This is a genomic window from Kitasatospora sp. NPDC048662 (genome assembly GCF_055587065.1).
In genome coordinates this window covers 102,825-124,521 of record NZ_JBVJHA010000007.1, presented here as the reverse complement: position 1 = coordinate 124,521, position 21,697 = coordinate 102,825, and the positions used below count along the sequence as shown (strand labels likewise).

Below are 21,697 nucleotides of genomic sequence, written 5' to 3'. Positions count from 1 at the left end.
ACAGGGGCGCGGGGAACTGCGCGAAACGGAAGAAGCCTGACCGCAAGATCGCGACGCAGGACCATGACTTGCACGTGCTCGCGACCCGGCCGTCGCATCGGCGCTTGTCGCGCAGTTCCCTACGCCCAGCGCCCCGTGCGCCCCAGCAGCAGCGCCCCCGCCGCAACCCCCGCCGTGGAGGTCCGCAGCACCGACGGCCCCAACCGGTACGGCTTCGCTCCGGCCTCGGCGAACGCCGCGATCTCCTCCGGCGAGACCCCGCCCTCCGGCCCCACGATCAGCACGATCTCGCCGGAGGCAGGAAGCTCCGCCGTGGCCAGCGGCAGCGAGCCCTCCTCGTGCAGGACGGCGGCGAAGGAGGCCTTGGACAACAGCGGGAGCAACTGCCGGGTGGTCATCAGCTCTTGCACCTCGGGAAAGCGCAGCCGCCGGGCCTGTTTGCCCGCCTCGCGGGCAGTCGCCCGCCACTTGGCGAGAGCCTTCGCGCCGCGTTCGCCCTTCCACTGGGTGATGCACCGGGAGGCCGCCCACGGCACCACCGCGTCGATGCCGACCTCGGTCATGGTCTCGACGGCGAGTTCGCCCCGGTCGCCCTTGGGCAGTGCCTGGACCACGGTGATCCGGGGCGCCGGCGCCGCCTCCTCGCGGACGGCGGCCACCAGCACGTCCAGCGCATCCTTGCCGTGCACCGCCGCGACGGTGCCATCCGCACCGCGGCCATGCCCGTCGGCGAGCGTGACGGCCTCACCGGGCTCCAGGCGCTTGACGGCGACGGCGTGCCGTCCCTCGGGGCCGTCCAGGCGGACGGTGGCGCCAGGGGTGGCACCCGCCAGGTCGTCGACGACGAACACCGGTGCGGTCATCGGAACAGGAACCCTCTCACGTCTCAGGCAACAAAAAACCCGGGCCGGAAGCGGTGGCGTGCACCACTCCCGGCCCGGAAGGAACAGGTCTCACCGACCGTTGAAGGCGTCCTTCAGCCGGGAGAACAGGCCCTGCTGGCCGGGCGCGAACTGGCCCGACGGCCGCTCCTCGCCGCGGATCATGGCGAGCCGCCGCAGCAGCTCCTCCTGCTCCGGGTCGAGCTTGGTGGGCGTCTGCACCTCGACATGCACTATCAGGTCGCCCCGGCCGCCGCCGCGCAGGTGGGTGATGCCGCGGCCGTGCAGCGGGATCGACTGGCCGGACTGGGTGCCGGGCCGGATGTCGACCTCTTCCAGACCGTCCAGGGTCTGCAGCGGCACCTGGGTGCCGAGCGCGGCGGCCGTCATCGGGATGGTGACCGTGCAGTGCAGGTCGTCGCCGCGGCGCTGGAAGACGGAGTGGCTGGTCTCGGCGATCTCCACGTACAGGTCGCCGGCCGGGCCGCCGCCGGGGCCGACCTCGCCCTCGCCGGCCAGCTGGATCCGGGTGCCGTTGTCGACACCGGCGGGGATCTTCACCGTGAGGGTGCGGCGGGCCCGGACCCGGCCGTCGCCCGCGCACTCGGGGCACGGGGTCGGGACGACGGTGCCGAAGCCCTGGCACTGCGGGCAGGGGCGGGAGGTCATGACCTGGCCCAGGAAGGACCGGGTGACCTGGGAGACCTCGCCCTTGCCGCGACACATGTCGCAGGTCTGCGCGGAGGTGCCGGGCGCGGCACCCTCGCCGTTGCAGGTGGTGCAGGTGACGGCGGTGTCGACCTGGAGTTCCTTGGTGGTGCCGAACGCGGCCTCCTCCAGGGTGATCTCCAGCCGGATCATCGCGTCCTGCCCGCGGCGGGTGCGCGAACGCGGGCCGCGCTGGCCGGTCGCGGCGCCGAAGAAGGCGTCCATGATGTCGGAGAAGCCGAATCCGGCCGCCCCGGCGCCGAAGCCGCCCGCGCCACCGCCGTTCGGCGACAGCGGGTCGCCGCCGAGGTCGTAGACCTGACGCTTCTGCGGATCGGAGAGCACCTCGTAGGCGGCGTTGATCTCCTTGAACCGCTCCTGCGTCTTCGGGTCCGGGTTGACGTCCGGGTGCAGTTCACGGGCGAGGCGCCGGAACGCCTTCTTGATCTCGTCCTGCCCCGCGTCGCGTCGGACGCCGAGTACCGCGTAGTAGTCCGTGGCCACCAAATGCTCCGGTTTGTTCCGCCTCTAGAAGTGCTTGCGAGTGCTGCGTGACGGTCTCACGCAGCCTTGTTATGACTCGTCCAGGATCTGGCCGACGTATCGCGCCACCGCTCGCACCGCCCCCATTGTGCCCGGGTAATCCATCCGGGTCGGACCGATCACACCCAGCTTCGCCACGCTCTGGTCGCCCGAACCGTAACCGACGGAGACCACCGACGTGGAATTCAGGCCCTCGTAGGCGTTCTCGTGCCCGATCCGGACCGTCATCGCGGAGTCTCCGGTCTCACCCAGCAGGCGCAGCAGCACCACCTGCTCCTCCAGTGCCTCCAGCACCGGACGGATGGACAGCGGGAAGTCGTGGCCGAACCGGGTCAGGTTGGCGGTGCCCGCCAGCATGATCCGTTCCTCGTTCTGTTCGGCGAGTGTTTCGAACAGCACGGTCAGCACGGTGCTGACCGAGGGCCGGTCGGCCGGTTCGAAACCGGCCGGCAGGTCCTCCAGCAGGGTCGGCACCTCGGGCAGCCGGCAGCCGCCCGCCATGCCGTTCAGCCTGGCCCGCAGGTCTCCCAGCACGCTCTCGCCGACCGGGCCGGGGCAGTCCACCATCCGCTGCTCGACCCGGCCGGTGTTGGTGATCAGCACCAGCATCAGCTTGGTCGCGGTGAGCGGGACGAGTTCGATGTGCCGCACCGTGGAACGCGTCAGCGACGGGTACTGGACCACCGCGACCTGCCGGGTCAGCTGCGCCAGCAGCCGCACCGTGCGGGCCACCACGTCGTCCAGGTCGACCGCGCCCTCCAGGAAGTGCCGGATCGCCCGGCGCTCCGGAGCCGTCATCGGCTTCACCTCGGCGAGGCGGTCGACGAACAGCCGGTAGCCCTTGTCGGTGGGGATCCGGCCCGCGCTGGTGTGCGGCTGGTGGATGAACCCGTCCTCCTCCAGCGCGGCCATGTCGTTGCGCACCGTCGCGGGCGACACGCCCAGGTTGTGGCGCTCCACCAGGGCCTTGGAGCCGACCGGCTCCTCGGTGCCCACGTAGTCCTGGACGATCGCGCGGAGCACTGCCAGCCGGCGCTCGTCCAGCGGGCGCACGGACGGGCGCGTGTCGATCCGGCGGCCGTCGGGCTTGCCGTCGTCCGGCATGAGCACGCACCTCCGTCGTCGTCCGTTGAACCGGTGGTCGATCCACTCTGGCACTCAACTGGGCAGAGTGCCAGAACCGTACCTGCCAGTGTACGGCCCGGGCCTGATGGCAGGAACGGTCCGCCGACGTGATCCTCGACCGAAAACCGCGCCGCCGGGCACCGGCGGGCCGACACGGCCGCATTCCCATCGGATTCCCATCGTTCCGGATGGTGCCTGCGGGCCCCGCCGGTGGCAGCATCGAAGGCGAAGACGGCGAAGGAGAAGCAGCGATGTCGGCCTCACGGCAGCACTCCCGGTTCACCCCCGACCGCGGCCTGACCGGCCGGATGGTCACCACCATGTTCCTGATCGGCCTGCTCTACGTCGGCTTCACCGGGGTGCTGATCGTGCTGCTGCGCGGCGCCTGGCCCCTGGTGGTGCTGATCTCCGGCGGCCTGTTCGTCGCACAGTTCTGGTTCTCCGACAAGATCACCGAACGGGCGATGGGCGCCCACCAGGTCAGCCCCGAGGAATTCCCGCAGCTGCACGGCGCGGTGGACCGGCTGTGCGCGCTCGCCGACATGCCCAAACCGCGGGTCGCGGTCGCCCACAACGACATGCCCAACGCCTTCGCCACCGGCCGCAACCCGGAGAACGCGGTGATCTGCGTGACCACCGGCCTGCTGCGCCGACTGGAACCGGAGGAACTGGAGGGCGTCCTCGCCCACGAGCTCTCGCACGTCGCCCACCGCGACGTGGCGGTGATGACAGTGGCCGGCTTCCTCGGCGTGCTGGCCGGCGCGATGACCCGGATCGCGCTGTACGGCGGAATGATGGGCGGCGGCAACCGGAACAGCAACGACTCCAACGCCGCCATCGCGGTGATCATCATCCCGCTTGTCTCGATGGCGGTGTACGCGATCAGCTTCCTGCTGACCCGGCTGCTCTCCCGCTACCGCGAGCTCGCCGCCGACCGGGCCGCCGCCCAACTGACCGGGCGGCCGAGCGCGCTGGCCTCCGCGCTGACCAAGGTGACCGGGCAGATCGCCGCCATCCCGACCGAGGACCTGCGCAAGGCCCAGCCGTACAACGCCTTCTACTTCGCGCCCGCGCTGAGCGCCAAGGAGACCGCCGCGCAGCTGTTCTCCACCCACCCCTCGCTGGAGCAGCGCCTCGCCCAGCTGTCGAAGATCTCCTCCCAGCTCGGGCAGTGACCGCCCTCCACCCCTGATCAAGGAGCTCGCCCCGTGGGATTCCTGGACGCCCTGTTCGGCCGCAGCAAGCCGGTGAAGCCGGACCTCGACCAGCTGTTCGGCATCCCGTCGGCCGCGCTCACCCTGCAGGCGGCCACCGGCTTCCTCCCCACCGGCCTCGGCTCGGTGTGCTTCGCCGCCGTCGAGGGCGGCGCGTTCGCCGAGGTCCAGTCCCAGGTCCGGGCCCTGCTCGACGCCGACACCGAGCGCGGCGGCACCCCCGTCGAAGCCTCCCGCGACGACTACGGCTACTCCTGGCTGCTCGCCCGCCACACTCCCGACGAACTCCCCGACCTGGTCAACGACCTGCACGCGGTCAACAGCGAACTGGAGGCCCACGGCTTCGGCCCCCAACTGCTCTGTTCCATCGTCGCCTTCCGCGACCCCGAGGGCCGCTCCCTGGGCCTGGTCTACCTCTACAAACGCGGCACCTTCTACCCCCTGTGCAAGCTCCCCGGCCAGGAGAAGCGCAACAACCCCCTGGAAATCGAAATCTCCAACCTCCTGCGCAACGACCTCCGCATCGAACCCGACCTCTCCCGCTGGTTCCCGGTCTGGGGCGCCCCCGGCCTGGACGACTGAGGGTCCGGCGGCTGACGGGCCGTCGGGGGTGGTTTCGTAGACTGCGGGGCATGCGCAGCAGGGAGTACGGGCCGGATCTGACCCCGCCGTGGAAGCGGCAGCAGCCCGCGCCGGAGGTGGCGGCGGAGCGGGATCTGGTGGTGGAGGAGGCCGCGACCGGGTTCTGCGGGGCGGTGGTGCGGTGCGAACGGACCGCCGAGGGGTTCACCGTCACGCTGGAGGACCGGTTCGGCAAGCACCGGGTGTTTCCGCTGGTGCCGCGCGGATTCCTGCTGGAAGGACGGGTGGTGACGCTGGTCCGGCCGACCGGACCGGCCCCGCAGCGCGGGCCGGGGCGGACGGCGTCCGGGTCGGTCGCGGTGCCCGGGGCCCGCGCCCGGGTGGCCCGCGAGTCGCGGATCTACGTCGAGGGCCGGCACGACGCCGAACTGGTCGAGCGGGTCTGGGGCGACGACCTGCGGATCGAGGGCGTGGTGGTCGAGTACCTGGAGGGTGTGGACGACCTGCCCGCGATCGTCGCCGAGTTCGCCCCCGGCCCGGGCCGTCGGCTGGGCGTGCTGGTCGACCACCTGCTGCCCGGCACCAAGGAGCACCGGATCGCCGCGCAGGTGACCGGCGACCAGGTGCTGGTCGTCGGCCACCCGTACGTCGACATCTGGCAGGCCGTCAAACCGGCCGCCCTCGGCTTCGCGGCCTGGCCCGAGGTGCCTCGCGGCGAGGTGTGGAAGGAGGGCGTCTGCCGCCGTCTCGGCTGGCCGGTGGACACCCCCGCCGCCTGGAAGCGGATCCTCGCCTCGGTCGACGGCTGGAAGGACCTGGAGCCGGAACTGCTCGGCCGGGTCGAGGAGTTGATCGACTTCGTCACCCAGCCCGGCAGCGGCTGACGGCCGTCAGGGGGTGGGGGTCGACGGGGCGGGTTCCACCCGGACGCCCGGGGGCACGCAGGACGGCACGGTGTCCACCACCCGGGCGCCGAAGGTCGACACGCTCTGCTGTCCGCCGACCGGGATGTGACCGGCGGTCAGCAGCACCGTCGAACCGGCCGGCACCAGCCGGGGGTCGATCCTGACCGTGCCTGGGCCGTCACCGGGCAGCACCCGGTCGTACTGCGCCCTGGCCCCCACCGGGTACAGCAGCGGGCAGTCGTCCGCACTGCTGGCCTCCTCCAGCCACGCCGCACGCACCCCGTACCGCTGCAGGGTGGCGACCATGCCCGGCAGGCCCGCCGGATCGCGCAGTTGCAGCGCGATGGTGCCGTCCGGCTCCCGGGTCACCGCGTACGCGGCGGTGCCGCCGTGCTCGCCGCCGAGCGCCACGGGCAGGACCAGCGCGGTGGCCACGGCGGCCGCGCCGACCGCGAGGGCGGCCAGCACCGGGCGGCGGCGCAGCACCCCGGGGCGGCGGGCGGGCTCGCGTTCGGCGGCGAGGGCGGCCAGTTCCTCGCCGAGCCTGCGCTCGAAGTTGCTGGTGGACGGGGTGCGGTCGGTGCTGGTCACGAGGTCACCTCGATCATCGGATCGGCGGGGGCGGCGGGGCGGGGCAGCAGCGGGCCCGGCCTCGGCAGGTCCTTGCGGGCGGGGCGGCGTTCGGCGCCGAGCAGCCGCCGGGCACGGTGCATGCGCACCCTGACGGTGGCCGTCGAGATGCCGAGCACCTGCGCGGTCTCGGCGGTGGTCAGGCCGTCCATGACGACCAGGTCGAGCACCTCCCGCAGCGGGGCGCTGAGGCCCGCGTGCCGCTGTGCGAGGTCGCGCACGGCGCGCTGGGCGTCGATCCGTTCCTCCAGGGCGAGGATGTCCTCCTCGTCGAGCAGCCGGCGGCCGGACAGCCGGCCGATCGCCCGGCGTTCCCGGTCGTCGCCGCGCCGGTAGCCCGCGATGACGTACCGGGCGATGCCGTACAGCCAGCCGATCGCGGTGCCGCGCTCGGGCCGGTAGCTGCCGGCGGCCTCCAGCGCGGCGACGAAGATGTCCGCGGTGAGGTCGGCCGCCAGGTGCGGATCGCTGACCCGGCGGGTGACGAAGTCGAGTATGGCGTTGACGTGCAGACGGTAGAACGCGCCGAAGCCGTCCGGAGTGGTCAGCTCCGCTGGACGGCCCTCGGGTCGCGCTTCGTGGCGTGGATGCTCACGGATGCGCATGCGTCCCTCCTCGGTCGGGGGACCCGGTGGGTCCCTTCACCGAGTACTTGGCCGCAGCCCCTCGGAACGTTTCACGCCCGTCCCGCCCCGTTGACGCCCGCCGCCGACCGGCGCCGACTCAGTCGACCAGGTCGCGGACCACCGCGTCGGCCAGCAGCCGCCCGCGCAGCGTCAGCGCCGCCCGGCCGCGGGCGTACGGGCCGGACTCCAGCAGACCGTCGGCGAGGGCCCGGTCGGCGGCCTTGCGGCCCGTGTCGGTGAGCAGGTCGAGCGGGCAGCCCTCGACCAGGCGCAACTCCAACAGGATCCGCTCCACTCGGCGGTCCTCGCCGGCCAGCACCTCGCGGCCGAGCGCGGGCGTGCGGCCCTCGGCGAGCGCCTGCGCGTACCCGGCCGGGTGCTTGGCGTTCCACCAGCGGACCCCGCCGACGTGGCTGTGCGCGCCCGGGCCGGCGCCCCACCAGTCGGCGCCCGTCCAGTACAGCTCGTTGTGGCGGCAGCGGCCCTCGGGGGTGGCAGCCCAGTTGGAGACCTCGTACCAGGTGTATCCGGCGGCGGCGAGCGCCTGCTCGGCCATCAGGTAGCGGTCGGCGTGCACGTCGTCGTCGATCATCGGCAGTTCGCCGCGCCGGACCCTCGCGGCCAGCCGGGTGCCGTCCTCGACGATCAGCGAGTACGCGGAGACGTGGTCGGGGCGGGCGCCGATCGCGGCGTCCAGCGAGGCCTGCCAGTCCTGGTCGGTCTCGCCGGGGGTGCCGTAGATCAGGTCCAGGTTGACGTGCTCGAAGCCGGCCGCGCGGGCCTCGGCGACGCACGCCTCCGGGCGCCCCGGGGTGTGGTGGCGGTCCAGGATCTGCAGGACGTGCGGGCGGGCGCTCTGCATGCCGAAGGAGATCCGGTTGTAGCCGCCCTCGCGCAGCTCGGTCAGGTACGCCGGGTCCACCGACTCCGGGTTGGCCTCGGTGGTGACCTCCGCGCCCTCCGCGAGGCCGAACTCCTCGCGCAGCGCGGCCAGCATCCGCACCAGGTCGCGGGCGGGCAGCAGGGTGGGGGTGCCGCCGCCGAGGAACACCGTCTGCACCGGCAGCTCGGTGTCACCCAGGACGCGCCGCGCCAGCCGGATCTCGGCGATCACGTTGTCGGCGTAGGTGTCCTGCGAGGCGACCGTGCCCGAGGAGCGCAGTTCGGTGGCGGTGTAGGTGTTGAAGTCGCAGTAGCCGCAGCGGCTGGCGCAGTACGGCACGTGCAGGTAGAAACCGAACGGCCGGGCGCCGAGTCCGTCCAGGGCGTGGGCGGGCAGCGAGCCGTCGGACGGCACCGGTTCGCCGTCGGGAAGTGCGGAGGGCATGCGCCCATTGTCCGGTACGGCCCGCGAAAGTCCGAAGGCCGTACCGGAACCGTGGGTGCTCAGGCCTCGTTGGCACCCGCGTACATCTCGGTCACCCGGTCGGCGTAGTGCTTCTCCACCACCGGGCGCTTGATCTTCAGGCTGGGGGTGAGTTCACCGTGCTCGATGTCCAGGTCACGCGGGAGCAGAGCGAACTTCTTGATCGTCTGCCAGCGCTGCAACTCGCCGTTGAGCCGCTTCACATAGCCGTCGATCAGCTCCACGGTGGCCGGGGCCGCCACCACCTCGGCGTACGGCTTCCCGGCCAGGCCGTGCTCGGCCGCCCACGGCATGATCACCGTCTCGTCCAGACCGATCAGCGCGGTGCAGTAGTTGCGGCCGTTGCCGATCACCAGGATGTTGCTGACGAACGGGCAGATCGCCTTGAACTTGCCCTCGACCTCGCTCGGCGCGACGTACTTGCCGCCGGAGGTCTTGAACATGTCCTTCTTGCGGTCGGTGATCCGCAGGTAGCCGCCCGCGCCGAGCTCGCCGATGTCGCCGGTGTGGAACCAGCCGTCCGACTCCAGCACCTCCGCGGTCTGCTCGGGCAGCTCGTGGTAGCCGCGCATGACGCCCGGACCGCGCAGCAGGATCTCGCCGTCCTCGGCGATCCGTACCTCGGTGCCGGGCAGCGGGAGGCCGACCGTGCCGACCCGGAAGTCCTCCGCCCGGTTCACCGTGGAGCCGGCCGAGGTCTCGGTCAGGCCGTAGCCCTCCAGCACCGGGACGCCCGCGCCCTTGAAGAAGTAGCCGATCTCCGGGGCGAGCGCCGCGCTGCCGGACACCGCGCCGCGCAGCCGGCCGCCGAACGCCGCCCGGATCTTGGTGTACACCAGCTTGTCGGCCAGCGCGTGCTGCAGCCGCAGGCCCAGCGGGGCGCTCTCGTGGCCGTGCGCGACCTTGTTGGCCTGGATGGTCTGCGCGTAGTCGCGGGCCACCTTCGCCGCCCACAGGAAGATCTTGTACTTGGCGCCGCCCTCGGCCCGGGCCTTGCCGGCGATGCCGTTGTAGACCTTCTCGAAGATCCGCGGCGCGGACGCCATCAGGGTCGGGCGGATCACCGGCAGGTTGTGGATGATCCGGTCCACCCGGCCGTCCACCGCCATCACGTGGCCGGTGGCGATCTGGCCGGAGATCAGCGTCTTGCCGAACACGTGCGACAGCGGCAGCCACATGAACTGCACGTCGTCGGAGCGCAGCAGCCCGCTCTCCTCCTGCGCCACACCCTCGTACGACCAGCAGTCGTGCACCAGGCGCACGCCCTTGGGGCGGCCGGTGGTGCCGGAGGTGTAGATCAGGGTGGCGAGCTGCTCCTTGTCCAGCGAGTCGATCGCCTTGTCGACCGCGTCCGGGTTCTCCTCCAGGTACGCGGCGCCGCGCTGCTCCAGCTCGGCCAGCGTCAGCACGGTCAGGCCCTCGGCCTGCGCCGCGTCCTCGCCCGCCGGGTCGAACAGGATCACGTACTCCAGCGCGGGCAGCTCGGCCTTCTGCTGGGCGGCCTTGCGCAGCTGGCCCGCGTTCTCGGCGAACAGCGCGCGGCTGCCGGAGTTGGCCAGGATGAACGCCGTCTCGTCGGCGTTGGTGCTCGGGTAGACCGTGGTGGTGGCCGCACCGGCGCACATGTTGCCCAGGTCGGCGAGGATCCACTCGATCCGGGTCGCGGAGGCGATCGCCACCCGGTCCTCGGCCCGGATGCCCAGTGCCATCAGGCCGGCCGCGACCGCGCGGATCCGCTCGTTCGCCTGGGCCCAGGTCAGCGACCGCCACTGCTCCGCACCCGGCGCACTGTCCGCGGCCTGCTCGTCCACCGGGACCGGGTACCGGTACGCCTCACCGTTCGGCGTGGCCTTTACCCTGCTGAGCAGAAGGTGCGCCACGGAGGGCGGACGCCGCTCGATCATGGACTGCGCGGAACTCAACGAGGACCTCCGGGGACGGGTGGACCGAGAGTGGGTGAGCGACGGCCGTGGGGGCGGCCGACCAACCGACTTAACCGGTGAGTAACAAGAGGGCAATCAGCAGCCTAGGGGGTGAAAAGCCGTTCCGTAAGGGGGTGACGTGAGCTGGCACACTCACGGGGCGGCAGTGCAGGCACAGTGCAGGCACAGAGTGACAGGCCCGGTCCACGGGTGAACGTTTTTCGCAAGTACCCGAATTTGGGATGCGCGCGTCCCACTCGAAGACGAGAGTGTCACGGTGCTTTTCAGACTTCTACGGGCCCACCTCGGCCCCTACTCCCGAGACATCACCGTGCTGGTGGTGCTCCAACTGATCTCCACCATCGGCATGCTCTACCTGCCGACACTGAACGCCGACATCATCGACAGCGGCGTCCTCAAGGGCGACACCGGGTACATCCTGCGGGTCGGCGGCGTGATGGTCGGCGTCTCGCTCGCCCAGGCCGTCTGCTCGATCGGCGCCGTCTACTACGGTGCCCGCACCGCGATGGCTGTCGGCCGCGACCTGCGCGCCGGGGTGTTCCGCCAGGTGCAGGAGTTCTCCGCCCGCGAGCTCAACCAGTTCGGCGCGCCCTCGCTGATCACCCGCACCACCAACGACGTCCAGCAGGTCCAGATGCTGGCGATGATGTCCTTCACGCTGATGGTCGCCGCGCCGATCATGTGCGTCGGCGGCATCATCATGGCGCTCAACCAGGACGTGCCGCTGTCCGGCCTGCTGCTGGCCGTGGTGCCGGCGCTGGGCGCCGTGGTCACCGTTCTGGTCGGCAGGATGCGGCCGCAGTTCCGCGGCATGCAGGACCGCATCGACACAGTCAACCGGATCATGCGCGAGCAGATCACCGGCATCCGGGTCATCCGCGCCTTCGTCAAGGACGACCACGAGAAGCAGCGCTTCACCGGCGCCAACGGCGAACTCGCCGACTACTCGCTGCGGGTCGGCCGGCTGATGTCGCTGATGTTCCCCATCGTCATGGGCGTGGTGAACATCTCCAGCGTCGCCGTGTTCTGGTTCGGTGCGCAACGCATCGACAGCGGCAGCATGCAGATCGGCGCGCTCACCGCTTTCCTCTCCTACCTGATGCAGATTCTGATGAGCGTCATGATGGCCACCTTCATGTTCATGATGGTGCCGCGCGCCGAGGTCTGCGCCGAGCGCATCCAGGAAGTGCTGAGCACCCCCTCCAGCGTCGTCCCGCCGCTCGCCCCCGTCACCGAACTGCGCGCACACGGCACGCTGGAACTGCGCGGCGTCGACTTCCGCTACCCCGGCGCCGAGGTGCCCGTACTGCGCGGCATCGACCTGACCGCCCGGCCCGGCGAGACCACCGCCGTGATCGGTTCCACCGGCGCCGGCAAGACCACGCTGCTCGGGCTTGTCCCCCGGCTCTTCGACGCCACCGGCGGCGAGGTACTGATCGACGGCGTGGACGTCCGCGAAATCGACCCGCAGAAGCTCGCCGAGGTCATCGGCTTCGTCCCGCAGAAGCCGTACCTGTTCTCCGGCACCGTCGCCTCGAACCTGCGCTACGGCCGGCCCGAGGCCACCGACGAGGAACTCTGGCACGCCCTGGAGATCGCCCAGGCCAAGGACTTCGTGGAGAAGTTCTCCGAGGGCCTGGACGCCCCGATCGCGCAGGGCGGCACCAACGTCTCCGGCGGCCAGCGGCAGCGTCTGGCGATCGCCCGCGCCCTGGTCCGCAAGCCCGAGATCTACCTGTTCGACGACTCCTTCTCGGCCCTCGACTACGCCACCGACGCCCGACTGCGCTCCGCACTCGCCGGCGAGACCGAGGACGCCACCGTGGTGATCGTCGCCCAGCGCGTCTCCACCATCCGCGACGCCGACCGGATCATCGTCCTCGACGAGGGCGCCGTCGTCGGCACCGGCACCCACCAGGAGCTGATGGCCGACAATCCGACATACCGGGAGATCGTGCTCTCCCAGCTCACCGAGCAGGAGGCGGCCGCGTGACCACCCCCGACACCCCCGACGTGACCGAGCCCACCGCCCCCGGCACGGCCAAGTCCGAAGCGGAAGCGACCCGGCCCGCATCCGACCCGACCCGGCCCGCAGTGGACACGCCTGCGGTGAACACGCCCGACCTGGCCAAGGCCGGTGCCGGTGCCGGTGCCGGTGCCGAAGCGGGCGAGGAGGAGCAGGAGACGGTCTCCACCTCGCAGGAGGCGGCCGCCCGCCGTGGCGGGCCCGGCCCCGCGCGGTTCATGGGCGCCCAGGGCACCGAGAAGGCCAAGGACCTCGGCGGCTCCGCGAAGCGCCTGCTCGGCCTGCTGAAGCCCGAACGCAAGCTGCTGTTCAGCGTGTTCGGGTTCGGCGCGCTCTCCGTCGCCTCCGCGGTGGCCGGCCCCTGGGTGCTCGGCAAGGCGACCGACCTGATCGTCGCCGGAGCCACCGGACCGCGCTTCGCCGGTGCCCCGAGCAAGCAGGCCGTGCTCGACAACCTGCGCGCCAGGGGCGAAGGCAACATCGCCGACCTGCTCGCCTCGATCGACTTCACCCCCGGCCAGGGCATGGACTTCGGCGCCATCGGCACCATCCTGCTCTGGGTGCTGGGCATCTACCTGGCCGCCGTGGTGTTCGGTGTGGTCCAGGGCCGGCTGGCCGCGCTGGCGATCAACCGCACGGTGTTCCGGCTGCGCGAGGAGACCGAGGCGAAGCTGACCCGACTGCCGCTCAGCTATTTCGACCGCCAGCCGCGCGGCGAGGTGCTGAGCCGGGTCACCAACGACATCGACAACATCCAGCAGTCGATGCAGCAGACCATGGGACAGGTCGTCAACTCCCTGCTGACCATCGTCGGCGTGCTGGTGATGATGTTCTGGATCTCCCCTCTGCTGGCCCTGATCGCGCTGATCTCCGTCCCCGTCTCGGTAGTGGTCGCCGCCAAGGTCGGCAAGCGTGCCCAGCCTCAGTTCATCAAGCAGTGGGGCTCCACCGGCAAGCTGAACGCCCACATCGAGGAGATGTTCACCGGGCACAGCCTGGTGAAGGTCTTCGGCCGTCAGCAGGAGGCCACGGAACTCTTCCAGCAGGAGAACCAGGCACTCTACGAAGCCTCCTTCCGTGCGCAGTTCATCTCGGGCATCATCCAGCCCGCGATGATGCTGGTCGGCAACATCAACTACGTGCTGGTCGCGGTGGTCGGCGGTCTGCGAGTGGCCAGCGGCGCGCTGTCCATCGGTGACGTTCAGGCGTTCATCCAGTACTCCCGTCAGTTCAGCCAGCCGCTCAGCCAGGTCGCCTCGATGGCCAACCTCGTGCAGTCCGGTGTCGCCTCCGCCGAGCGGGTCTTCGAACTGCTCGACGCCGACGAGCAGTCCCCCGAGCCGCAGCGCCCCGAGCGCCCCGCCGAGGTGCACGGCCGCGTCGCCTTCGAGGACGTCTCCTTCCGCTACGACCCGGAGAAGCCGCTCATCGAGGGCCTCTCCCTGAAGGTCGAACCCGGCCAAACCGTGGCCATCGTCGGCCCGACCGGCGCCGGCAAGACCACCATGGTCAACCTCCTGATGCGGTTCTACGAGGTCAGCAGCGGCCGGATCACCCTCGACGGTGTGGACATCGCCGCGATGTCCCGCGAGGAGCTGCGCTCCGGCATCGGCATGGTGCTCCAGGACACCTGGCTGTTCGGTGGCACCATCGCCGAGAACATCGCCTACGGCGCCGAATCCGCCACCCGCGAGCAGGTGATCGCGGCGGCGAAGGCCGCGCACGTGGACCGCTTCGTGCGCACCCTCCCCGACGGCTACGACACCGTCCTGGACGACGAGGGCACCGGCGTCAGCGCGGGCGAGAAGCAGCTGATCACCATCGCCCGGGCCTTCCTGGCCCAGCCCTCGATCCTGGTGCTGGACGAAGCGACCAGCTCCGTCGACACCCGCACCGAGGTACTGATCCAGCGGGCGATGGCGGAGCTGCGCACCGGCCGCACCAGCTTCGTGATCGCCCACCGCCTCTCCACCATCCGGGACGCCGACGTGATCCTGGTGATGGAGAACGGTTCGATCGTCGAGCAGGGCAACCACGACCAGCTGATCGCTGCCGACGGCGCCTACGCCCGGCTGTACCAGGCGCAGTTCGCTCAGGCGGTGGCCGAGGTCGACTGACATTGCGTCAGCCCGCTGCCCGGACCGGCTCGACCGGTCCGCCACCCCGGGGGAGGTCCGCACTGCGGGCCTCCCCCTCGCGTATCGCGGCGAGGGCGAGAGCGGGGGCGGGGGCGGCTGGGGCCGGGACGGTCGCGGCGATCGGGGTGGTCGCGGCAGTCCTGGTGGTCGGGGCGATCGGGACGGTAGCGGTCGGAGCGGCCGGGTCAACGGTGGAGGCGGCGACCACGGCGGTGGCGGGTCGGCCGACCGGGCGCTGGCCGAGCAGGGTGGAGCTCAGGGCGAGGGCCATGCCCAGCAGCTGCACCGCGTTGAGGGACTGGCCGAGGGCGGCCCAGCCGATCACTGCCGCCGACACCGGGCTGAGCAGGCCCAGGAAGGCGACCGAGGTGGCGGGCAGGCGGCCGATGCCGCGGAACCAGACCCAGTACGCCAGCGCGGTGTTGGCCACCGCGAGGTAGCCGTACCCGAGCAGGTTGCTGCCACTGAGCGCGGGCGGGGCACCCTCGACCAGGGCAGCCACCGGGAGCAGCAGCAGACCGCCCGCGGCGAGCTGCCAGCCCGTCAGCGCGAGTGGGCCGACCCCCTCGGGACGCCCCCAGCGCTTGGTGAGCACCGTGCCGGCGGCCATCGCCCCGGCCCCGGCGAGTCCGGCCAGCACGCCGATGGCGTCCAGCCGGGCGGTGGCGCGCAGCACCACCAGGGCCACGCCAAACACACCGACGGTGCCGGCCAGCAGGGCCCGCCGCCCGAACCGCTCCCCCAGCAGGGGCACGGCCAGCCCGGCGGCCAGTAGCGGCTGTATCGCGCCGAGGACGGCGGCCACGCCGCCGGGCAGACGGTAGGCGGCGACGAAGAGCAGGGCGAAGAAGACGCCGATGTTGAGCGCGCCCAGCACGGCCGAGCGCCACCACCAGGAGCCGCTGGGCAGTCGTCGGGTGACGGCCAGCAGCACCAGGCCGGCGGGCAGGGCACGCAGAGTCGCGGTGAGCAACGGCCGGTCTGCGGGGAGCAGTTGGGTCGTCACGGCATAGGTGGAGCCCCACGCGAGCGGGGCGAGCGCGGTGAGAGCTACGGTTCGCATGGGAGATAGCTTAGCGCCAAGCTACTTGCTGTCGAGTCAATTAACGAAAGAAATCTCGGCTCTCACCCGCTCACTCCCGAGCGACCCTGTGCCACACTGGCGAAATGGACCGAGTTGACCTTCGCAGCACTGCGCACGACCCTGTGGACGCGATCGCCGACCAGTGGCGGCACGAGCGCCCGGACCTCGCCGACCGTACGGAGGCGATGGCCGCGTTCGGCCGCGTGCACCGGGTCTCCCGCGCGGTCAGCGACCTGATGGAGCAGGCCTACGCGCCGTTCGGCATCGGCCTCGGCGAGTTCGACGTCCTGGCCACGCTGCGCCGCGCCGGGGAGCCGTTCTCGCTGTCGCCACGCGAGCTGACCGCCACTTTGATGCTCACCACCGGCGGCATGACCGGCCGGCTGGACAAGCTGGAGCGGGCCGGTCTGGTCACCCGCTCCCCCGACCCGAACGACCGCCGCGGCCTGCGAATCACCCTCACCGACTTCGGCCGCGAGACGGTCGACCGGGCGGTGGCGGCGGGCACCGCCGTCCAGCAGCGGATCATCGACCGGCTGGGCGAGCAGCGACTGTCCGAGCTGAACACGCTGCTCCGGGATCTACTGCACAGCGTGGAGACCACCCCGCACCCCGCAGCGGCCCGCTTCTGACGCCTGCACCGCCGCCGGGCCGAACACCCGCGCGGCCGTGCCACCCGACACCGCGCAACCGTCGCGCCCGGCGCTCGGGCAGCCGTCCCGCCCGACACCCGCACAGCCGTCGCGCCTGACGCCAGCTCAGCACCACCCGCCGCTCAGACCGTTCGGCGCGCTACGGTTGGCGGATGCCCGATCCGACCGCCGTGGACACCGCACCCTCCGGCCCCGTGGACGCCTTCCAGGCCGAGCGCCGCTACCTTGGCGCGGTGGCATACCGCCTGCTGGGCTCGGTCGCCGATGCCGAGGACGTGCTGCAGGAGGCCTGGCTGCGCTGGCAGTCGGCCGACCGGTCGGACATCTCCGAGCCGCGCGCCTACCTGACCACGGTGGTGACCAGGCTCTGCTACGACCAGCTGGGTTCGGCCCGGGCCCGCCGGGAGGCGTACTTCGGCGAGTGGCTGCCGGAGCCGTTGCTGAGCACCGCGGAGTCCCCCGCCGAGCTGGCCGAGGTCGGTGAGGCGGTGTCGGTGGCGATGCTGGCGGTGATGGAGCAGCTGACTCCGGCCGAGCGGGCGGCGTTCGTGCTGCACGACGTGTTCGCGGTGGGTTTCGAGGAGATCGCCTCGGCGCTGGACCGCTCCCCCGAGGCCACCCGGCAGCTCGCCTCGCGGGCCCGCCGCCGGGTCCGGGACGGCGGCCGCCGCAGCACGATTGACCCGGCCGAGCACCGCCAGGTGGTGACGGCGTTCATCGCCGCGGCGACCGGTGGCGACCTGATGACGCTGATGGAGGTGCTCGACCCCGAGGTGGTCTGGCACGCCGACGGCGGCGGCATCGTCAGCGCGGGCCGCCGTCCGCTGCTCGGCGCGCTCCACGTGGGCCGGCTGGTGCGCAAGCTCGCCGAGCGCTCGGTGGATGTGGAGCGCCCGCTGGTGCCGATGCTGGTCAACGGCGAGCTGGGCGCGGTCTGGTACTCCGGGCCGGGCGTGATCGGCGGCGTGCTCGCGTTCACCGTCGCGGACGGCCGGATCACCTCCGCGTACGTGATGGTGAACCCCGAGAAGCTCACCCACCTCGGGAAGGCGTGACGCAGCTCACGGTCACACTCCCGCAGGCCGTCCCGTCCCCCTTCCGTATCCGCCAGCTGGCGGGGTTCGTGAAGGAGGACGAGATGACCGGCAAGCACATCGTGGTGATCGGCGCGGGCTACGCGGGGCTGTCTGCCGCCGCCGGGATCGGCCGCGGGCCGAACCGGGTCACCCTGATCGCCCCGGAGCGGCGCTTTGCCCACCGGGTGCGCCAGCACGAGATCGCCGTCGGCCGCCGGGTCTCCCGGCCCGACATCGCCCACGTACTGCGCGGCCGCAAGGTCGACCACCTGCCCACCCGGGTCGTCGAACTCGACCTGGCCGGACGGAAGGTGGTCACCGAAGACGGCAAGCGGATCCCGTACGACACCCTGGTGTACGCACTCGGCAGCCAGGTCGCCTGGAGCGACGTGCCCGGCGCCGCGGAGCACGCGTACTCGGCGGAGCAGGCCGAGGAACTGCACCGCCGGATCACCGACGCACCGGCGCCCGGAACGATCGCGGTGGTCGGCGGTGGCGCGACCGGCATCGAACTGGCCACCGAACTCGCCGAGGCCCACCCGTCCTGGCAGGTCCGGCTGGTCGCGTCCGGCCCGGTCGGCGGCTGGCTGTCGGCACGCGGGCGGGCGCACATCCTGGCGGTGCTCCACCGGCTCCGGGTCCAGGTGGACGAGGCGCGCCAGGTCACCGCCGTCACCGCCACCGGGCTGCAGACGCCGGCCGGCCCGATCCCCGCCGACGTGGTGGTGTGGGCCGGCTCGCTGGAGCCGCACCCGCTGGCCGCCGACTCCGGTCTGGCCGTCACCGAACGCGGTCAGGCCGTGGTGGACGACCACCTGCGCTCGGTGTCGCACCCCGACGTGTACGTGGCCGGGGACGCCGCCGCCACCACGGTGCCCGGCATCGGACAGCTGCGGATGGGTTGCGCCACCGCCCAGCCGCAGGGCCGCTACCTGGGCAAGCTGCTCAGCGGACGCACCGACAAGCCGTTCGCGTTCCGCTACCTCACCCAGTGCCTGAGCCTGGGTCGCGGCGAGGCGCTGGTGCAGCTGATCCACGGCGACGACTCGATGAAGCCCCGGGTGGTGACCGGCGCGGCCGGTCGGCTGGTCAAGTCGGCGATCGTCCACGCGCTACCGCTGTCGCTGCGCTGACCGGCCGCCGGCCCACCGAGAGTGCTGCCGGTTCGCCGTCCGGAACGGCAACGGGCCGGGGCCCCCGTGCGGGGACCCCGGCCCGTCGGGCCGACCGTGGGAGCTACTTCTTCTCCTTCGGCGGCTCCGCGTCCGTCGACAGCGCGGCGATGAAGGCCTCCTGCGGGACCTCCACCCGGCCGACCATCTTCATCCGCTTCTTGCCTTCCTTCTGCTTCTCCAGCAGCTTGCGCTTACGCGAGATGTCACCGCCGTAGCACTTGGCGAGAACGTCCTTGCGGATCGCGCGGACCGTCTCACGGGCGATCACCCGGGAACCGATCGCGGCCTGGATCGGCACCTCGAACTGCTGGCGCGGGATCAGCTTCTGCAGCTTGCCGGCCATCATCACGCCGTAGTTGTAGGCCTTGTCCTTGTGCACGATCGCGGAGAACGCGTCCACCGCGTCGCCGTGCAGCAGGATGTCGACCTTGACCAGGTTGGCGGACTGCTCGCCGATGGGCTCGTAGTCCAGCGAGGCGTAACCGCGGGTCTTGGACTTCAGCTGGTCGAAGAAGTCGAAGACGATTTCGGCCAGCGGCAGGGTGTAGCGCAGCTCCACCCGGTCCTCGGAGAGGTAGTCCATGCCCTGCAGGTTGCCGCGGCGGGACTGGCAGAGCTCCATGATCGCGCCAACGAACTCGTTGGGCGCCAGGATGGTGCCGCGCACGACCGGCTCGTACACCTCGGCGATCTTGCCGGTGGGGAACTCGCTCGGGTTGGTGACGGTGTGCTCGGTGCCATCCTCCATGATCACCCGGTAGATCACGTTCGGGGCGGTGGAGATCAGGTCGAGGTTGAACTCGCGCTCCAGGCGCTCCCGGATGATCTCCAGGTGCAGCAGGCCGAGGAAGCCACAGCGGTAGCCGAAGCCGAGGGCGACCGAGGTCTCCGGCTCGTAGACCAGTGCGGCATCGTTCAGGCGCAGCTTGTCGAGGGCGTCGCGGAGCAGCGGGTAGTCCGAACCGTCCAGCGGGTACAGGCCGGAGAACACCATCGGGCGCGGGTCCTTGTAGCCGCCGAGCGGCTCGGTGGCGCCCTTGTTCTGCGAGGTGATGGTGTCACCGACCTTGGACTGCCGGACGTCCTTCACACCGGTGATGATGTAGCCCACCTCGCCGACGCCGAGGCCGTCGGCGACCTTCGGCTCCGGCGAGATGACGCCGATCTCCAGCAGCTCGTGGGTCGCGCCGGTGGACATCATGGCGATCCGCTCACGCTTGGTGAGCTGGCCGTCGACCACTCGCACGTAGGTGACCACGCCGCGATAGGCGTCGTACACCGAGTCGAAGATCATCGCGCGGGCCGGGGCCTCCTTGATGCCGACCGGGGCGGGGATCTTCTCGACCACGTGGTCGAGCAGGTCCTCGACGCCGAGGCCGGTCTTCGCGGAGACCTTCAACACGTCGTCCGGGTCGCAGCCGATGATGTGCGCGATCTCGGCCGCGTACTTCTCGGGCTGGGCGGCCGGCAGGTCGATCTTGTTGAGCACCGGGATGATCGTGAGGTCGTTCTCCAGCGCCAGGTACAGGTTGGCGAGGGTCTGCGCCTCGATGCCCTGGGCCGCGTCGACCACCAGGATGGTTCCCTCGCAGGCCGCGAGGGAGCGGGACACCTCGTACGTGAAGTCCACGTGGCCGGGGGTGTCGATCATGTTGAGGATGTGCGTCTTGCCCGCGTTCTCACCGGTCCGCGGCGCCCACGGAAGGCGGACGGCCTGCGACTTGATGGTGATGCCGCGCTCGCGCTCGATGTCCATCCGGTCGAGGTACTGGGCGCGCATCTGCCGGGGGTCCACCACGCCGGTGATCTGCAGCATCCGGTCGGCGAGCGTCGACTTGCCGTGGTCGATGTGGGCGATGATGCAGAAGTTGCGAATCACCGCCGGGTCAGTACGGCTGGGCTCTGGCACGTTGCTGGGGGTCGCGGGCACCTTGGTCCGATTTCTGATCCGATCAATATGGTTCCGCCCATCCTCCCATGCCCGAGGGCCGACCGGTCTTTCCGCCCGTGCTGGCATGCGGCACGATCTCCGCATGATCTTGGAAAGCGCCCTGCTCGATGTCCGCCCCGGCCAGGAGGACGGCTTCCTCGCCGCCTTCGCCGAGGCCCGCCCGCTGATCGCCGCCCAGCGGGGTTTCCGCTCCCTCGAACTGCGCCGCTGCCTGGACGACGGCCGCACCTCGCGCTTCCTGTTGCAGGTCGGGTGGGAGACCCTGGAGGACCACACCGAGGGCTTCCGCCGCTCCCCCGAGTACGGGCGCTGGTGCGAACTGCTCCACCACTATTACGACCCGTTCCCCGCGGTCGAGCACTACAGCGAGCCGCTGATCAGCGGCTGACGGGGCGCCGGTCGCGATCGCGCCCCCGGTCCGGTTTGGGCGGCGCGGGGCGGCCCTGGTAGCGTGGGCGGCTGCACTCCGCCCTCGGCATGCCCTCTCGGCTGGTACCGGCGGCGGGCAGTGCGACCCGTTGAACTGCCGATTCACACAGACTGAGGCTCTTTCGTGGCGAACATCAAGTCCCAGATCAAGCGCAACAAGACCAACGAGAAGGCGCGCCTGCGCAACAAGGCCGTCAAGTCCTCGCTGAAGACCGCTCTGCGCAAGGCCCGCGAGGCCGCTGCCGCCGGTGAGAACGAGAAGGCCGTCGAGCTGGCTCGCGCCGCCTCCAAGGCCCTCGACAAGGCCGTCAGCAAGGGCATCATCCACAAGAACCAGGCCGCCAACAAGAAGTCGGCGATCACCAAGCGCGTCAACGTCGCTGCCTGATCCTGGTTCTTCCCGTACGGCCCGGCCGTACGACCCGGTGCTCCGGCACCACCTCGGACGGCGTGAATCCGCGGCCCTCTACCCGCCACCGCCGACCGTCCACTCCCGGGAATCCGGCCCTCTACCCGGATTTCCGACGAGCTGTACAACCCGTACCGCACGCGGCCTGCGTTCGCCACGCGGGTGCGGTACCTGATGAACCACGGGAGTCTCCCCTCAGGGAGCTTCCCCCGACTGCCCGCCCGGTCCCCACC

19 protein-coding genes are annotated in these 21,697 nt (G+C 71.2%); 10 read left to right on the top strand and 9 right to left on the bottom strand.

Going from position 1 to position 21,697, the window contains the following annotated elements; genetic code table 11:
• Positions 1–119: 119 nt before the first annotated feature.
• The 3 genes from ACZ6R9_RS20830 to hrcA form a co-directional block, all read right to left on the bottom strand.
• Positions 120–863 carry a 16S rRNA (uracil(1498)-N(3))-methyltransferase gene (locus ACZ6R9_RS20830; protein WP_465539514.1) on the bottom strand — a complete coding sequence of 248 codons (744 nt, stop codon included), beginning with the start codon at positions 861–863 and terminating at the stop codon, positions 120–122.
• 90 nt (positions 864–953) lie between these two features.
• Positions 954–2,093 (bottom strand): molecular chaperone DnaJ, encoded by a 1,140-nt coding sequence (dnaJ, locus tag ACZ6R9_RS20825; RefSeq protein ID WP_380483291.1) that lies wholly within the window; start codon positions 2,091–2,093, stop codon positions 954–956.
• 69 nt (positions 2,094–2,162) lie between these two features.
• Entirely contained in the window at positions 2,163–3,236 is a 1,074-nt protein-coding gene (gene hrcA, locus ACZ6R9_RS20820) for a heat-inducible transcriptional repressor HrcA (protein ID WP_380483293.1), read from the bottom strand.
• A gap of 272 nt (positions 3,237–3,508) precedes the next feature.
• Between hrcA and htpX the strand changes: the two genes are divergently transcribed.
• Genes htpX through ACZ6R9_RS20805 form a run of 3 tightly spaced genes read left to right on the top strand, consistent with a single transcriptional unit; the run spans position 3,509 to position 5,937 of the window.
• Positions 3,509–4,432, top strand: coding sequence for a zinc metalloprotease HtpX (gene htpX, locus ACZ6R9_RS20815; RefSeq protein ID WP_465539511.1), 924 nt, complete (start codon positions 3,509–3,511; stop codon positions 4,430–4,432).
• A gap of 33 nt (positions 4,433–4,465) precedes the next feature.
• Positions 4,466–5,053, top strand: coding sequence for a PspA-associated protein PspAB (gene pspAB / locus ACZ6R9_RS20810; RefSeq protein ID WP_380483297.1), 588 nt, complete (start codon positions 4,466–4,468; stop codon positions 5,051–5,053).
• Positions 5,054–5,103: 50 nt separating this feature from the next.
• Entirely contained in the window at positions 5,104–5,937 is an 834-nt protein-coding gene (locus ACZ6R9_RS20805) for a DUF3097 domain-containing protein (RefSeq protein WP_465539509.1), read from the top strand.
• Positions 5,938–5,943: 6 nt separating this feature from the next.
• Here the strand turns inward: ACZ6R9_RS20805 and ACZ6R9_RS20800 are convergent, their stop codons facing one another.
• The 4 genes from ACZ6R9_RS20800 to ACZ6R9_RS20785 form a co-directional block, all read right to left on the bottom strand.
• Positions 5,944–6,549 (bottom strand): hypothetical protein, encoded by a 606-nt coding sequence (locus ACZ6R9_RS20800; RefSeq protein ID WP_380483301.1) that lies wholly within the window; start codon positions 6,547–6,549, stop codon positions 5,944–5,946.
• Positions 6,546–7,193 carry an RNA polymerase sigma factor gene (locus tag ACZ6R9_RS20795; protein ID WP_380483303.1) on the bottom strand — a complete coding sequence of 216 codons (648 nt, stop codon included), beginning with the start codon at positions 7,191–7,193 and terminating at the stop codon, positions 6,546–6,548. Before ACZ6R9_RS20795 ends, ACZ6R9_RS20800 begins: the two co-directional genes overlap by 4 nt.
• Before the next feature lie 118 nt (positions 7,194–7,311).
• Positions 7,312–8,541 (bottom strand): radical SAM family heme chaperone HemW, encoded by a 1,230-nt coding sequence (gene hemW, locus ACZ6R9_RS20790; protein WP_465539507.1) that lies wholly within the window; start codon positions 8,539–8,541, stop codon positions 7,312–7,314.
• A 59-nt stretch (positions 8,542–8,600) separates the two neighbouring features.
• On the bottom strand, positions 8,601–10,502 hold the full coding sequence (locus ACZ6R9_RS20785) for an AMP-dependent synthetase/ligase (protein ID WP_465539505.1): 1,902 nt from the start codon (positions 10,500–10,502) through the stop codon (positions 8,601–8,603).
• 277 nt (positions 10,503–10,779) lie between these two features.
• Between ACZ6R9_RS20785 and ACZ6R9_RS20780 the strand changes: the two genes are divergently transcribed.
• Positions 10,780–12,516: an ABC transporter ATP-binding protein gene (locus tag ACZ6R9_RS20780; RefSeq protein WP_380483309.1), complete on the top strand. Its 1,737-nt coding sequence runs from the start codon at positions 10,780–10,782 to the stop codon at positions 12,514–12,516.
• 251 nt (positions 12,517–12,767) lie between these two features.
• A complete protein-coding gene (locus ACZ6R9_RS20775; RefSeq protein ID WP_380483467.1) occupies positions 12,768–14,666 on the top strand; it encodes an ABC transporter ATP-binding protein in 1,899 nt (632 codons plus the stop codon).
• A 7-nt stretch (positions 14,667–14,673) separates the two neighbouring features.
• Here the strand turns inward: ACZ6R9_RS20775 and ACZ6R9_RS20770 are convergent, their stop codons facing one another.
• Positions 14,674–15,750: an EamA family transporter gene (locus ACZ6R9_RS20770; RefSeq protein ID WP_465539503.1), complete on the bottom strand. Its 1,077-nt coding sequence runs from the start codon at positions 15,748–15,750 to the stop codon at positions 14,674–14,676.
• Positions 15,751–15,854: 104 nt separating this feature from the next.
• On the opposite strand from ACZ6R9_RS20770, the gene ACZ6R9_RS20765 reads away from it, so the two are divergent.
• The 3 genes from ACZ6R9_RS20765 to ACZ6R9_RS20755 all read left to right on the top strand — a co-directional run bounded on the left by ACZ6R9_RS20765 (position 15,855) and on the right by ACZ6R9_RS20755 (position 18,633).
• Complete coding sequence (locus ACZ6R9_RS20765; protein ID WP_465539501.1) at positions 15,855–16,403, top strand: MarR family winged helix-turn-helix transcriptional regulator; 549 nt, start codon at positions 15,855–15,857, stop codon at positions 16,401–16,403.
• 173 nt (positions 16,404–16,576) lie between these two features.
• Complete coding sequence (sigJ, locus tag ACZ6R9_RS20760; protein WP_465539499.1) at positions 16,577–17,479, top strand: RNA polymerase sigma factor SigJ; 903 nt, start codon at positions 16,577–16,579, stop codon at positions 17,477–17,479.
• On the top strand, positions 17,476–18,633 hold the full coding sequence (locus ACZ6R9_RS20755; protein ID WP_465539497.1) for an NAD(P)/FAD-dependent oxidoreductase: 1,158 nt from the start codon (positions 17,476–17,478) through the stop codon (positions 18,631–18,633). The genes sigJ and ACZ6R9_RS20755 overlap by 4 nt, the downstream gene beginning before the upstream one ends.
• A gap of 103 nt (positions 18,634–18,736) precedes the next feature.
• On the opposite strand, the gene lepA is transcribed toward ACZ6R9_RS20755, so the two are convergent.
• Positions 18,737–20,605: a translation elongation factor 4 gene (gene lepA / locus ACZ6R9_RS20750; RefSeq protein ID WP_380483319.1), complete on the bottom strand. Its 1,869-nt coding sequence runs from the start codon at positions 20,603–20,605 to the stop codon at positions 18,737–18,739.
• Positions 20,606–20,708: 103 nt separating this feature from the next.
• Here lepA and ACZ6R9_RS20745 point away from each other — a divergent pair, with 103 nt between their 5' ends.
• Both ACZ6R9_RS20745 and rpsT read left to right on the top strand, forming a co-directional pair.
• Positions 20,709–21,014: an antibiotic biosynthesis monooxygenase family protein gene (locus ACZ6R9_RS20745; protein WP_465539495.1), complete on the top strand. Its 306-nt coding sequence runs from the start codon at positions 20,709–20,711 to the stop codon at positions 21,012–21,014.
• A gap of 165 nt (positions 21,015–21,179) precedes the next feature.
• Positions 21,180–21,443, top strand: a complete 264-nt coding sequence (gene rpsT, locus ACZ6R9_RS20740; RefSeq protein WP_035862702.1) for a 30S ribosomal protein S20 — start codon at positions 21,180–21,182, stop codon at positions 21,441–21,443.
• The last annotated feature ends 254 nt before the right edge of the window (positions 21,444–21,697 follow it).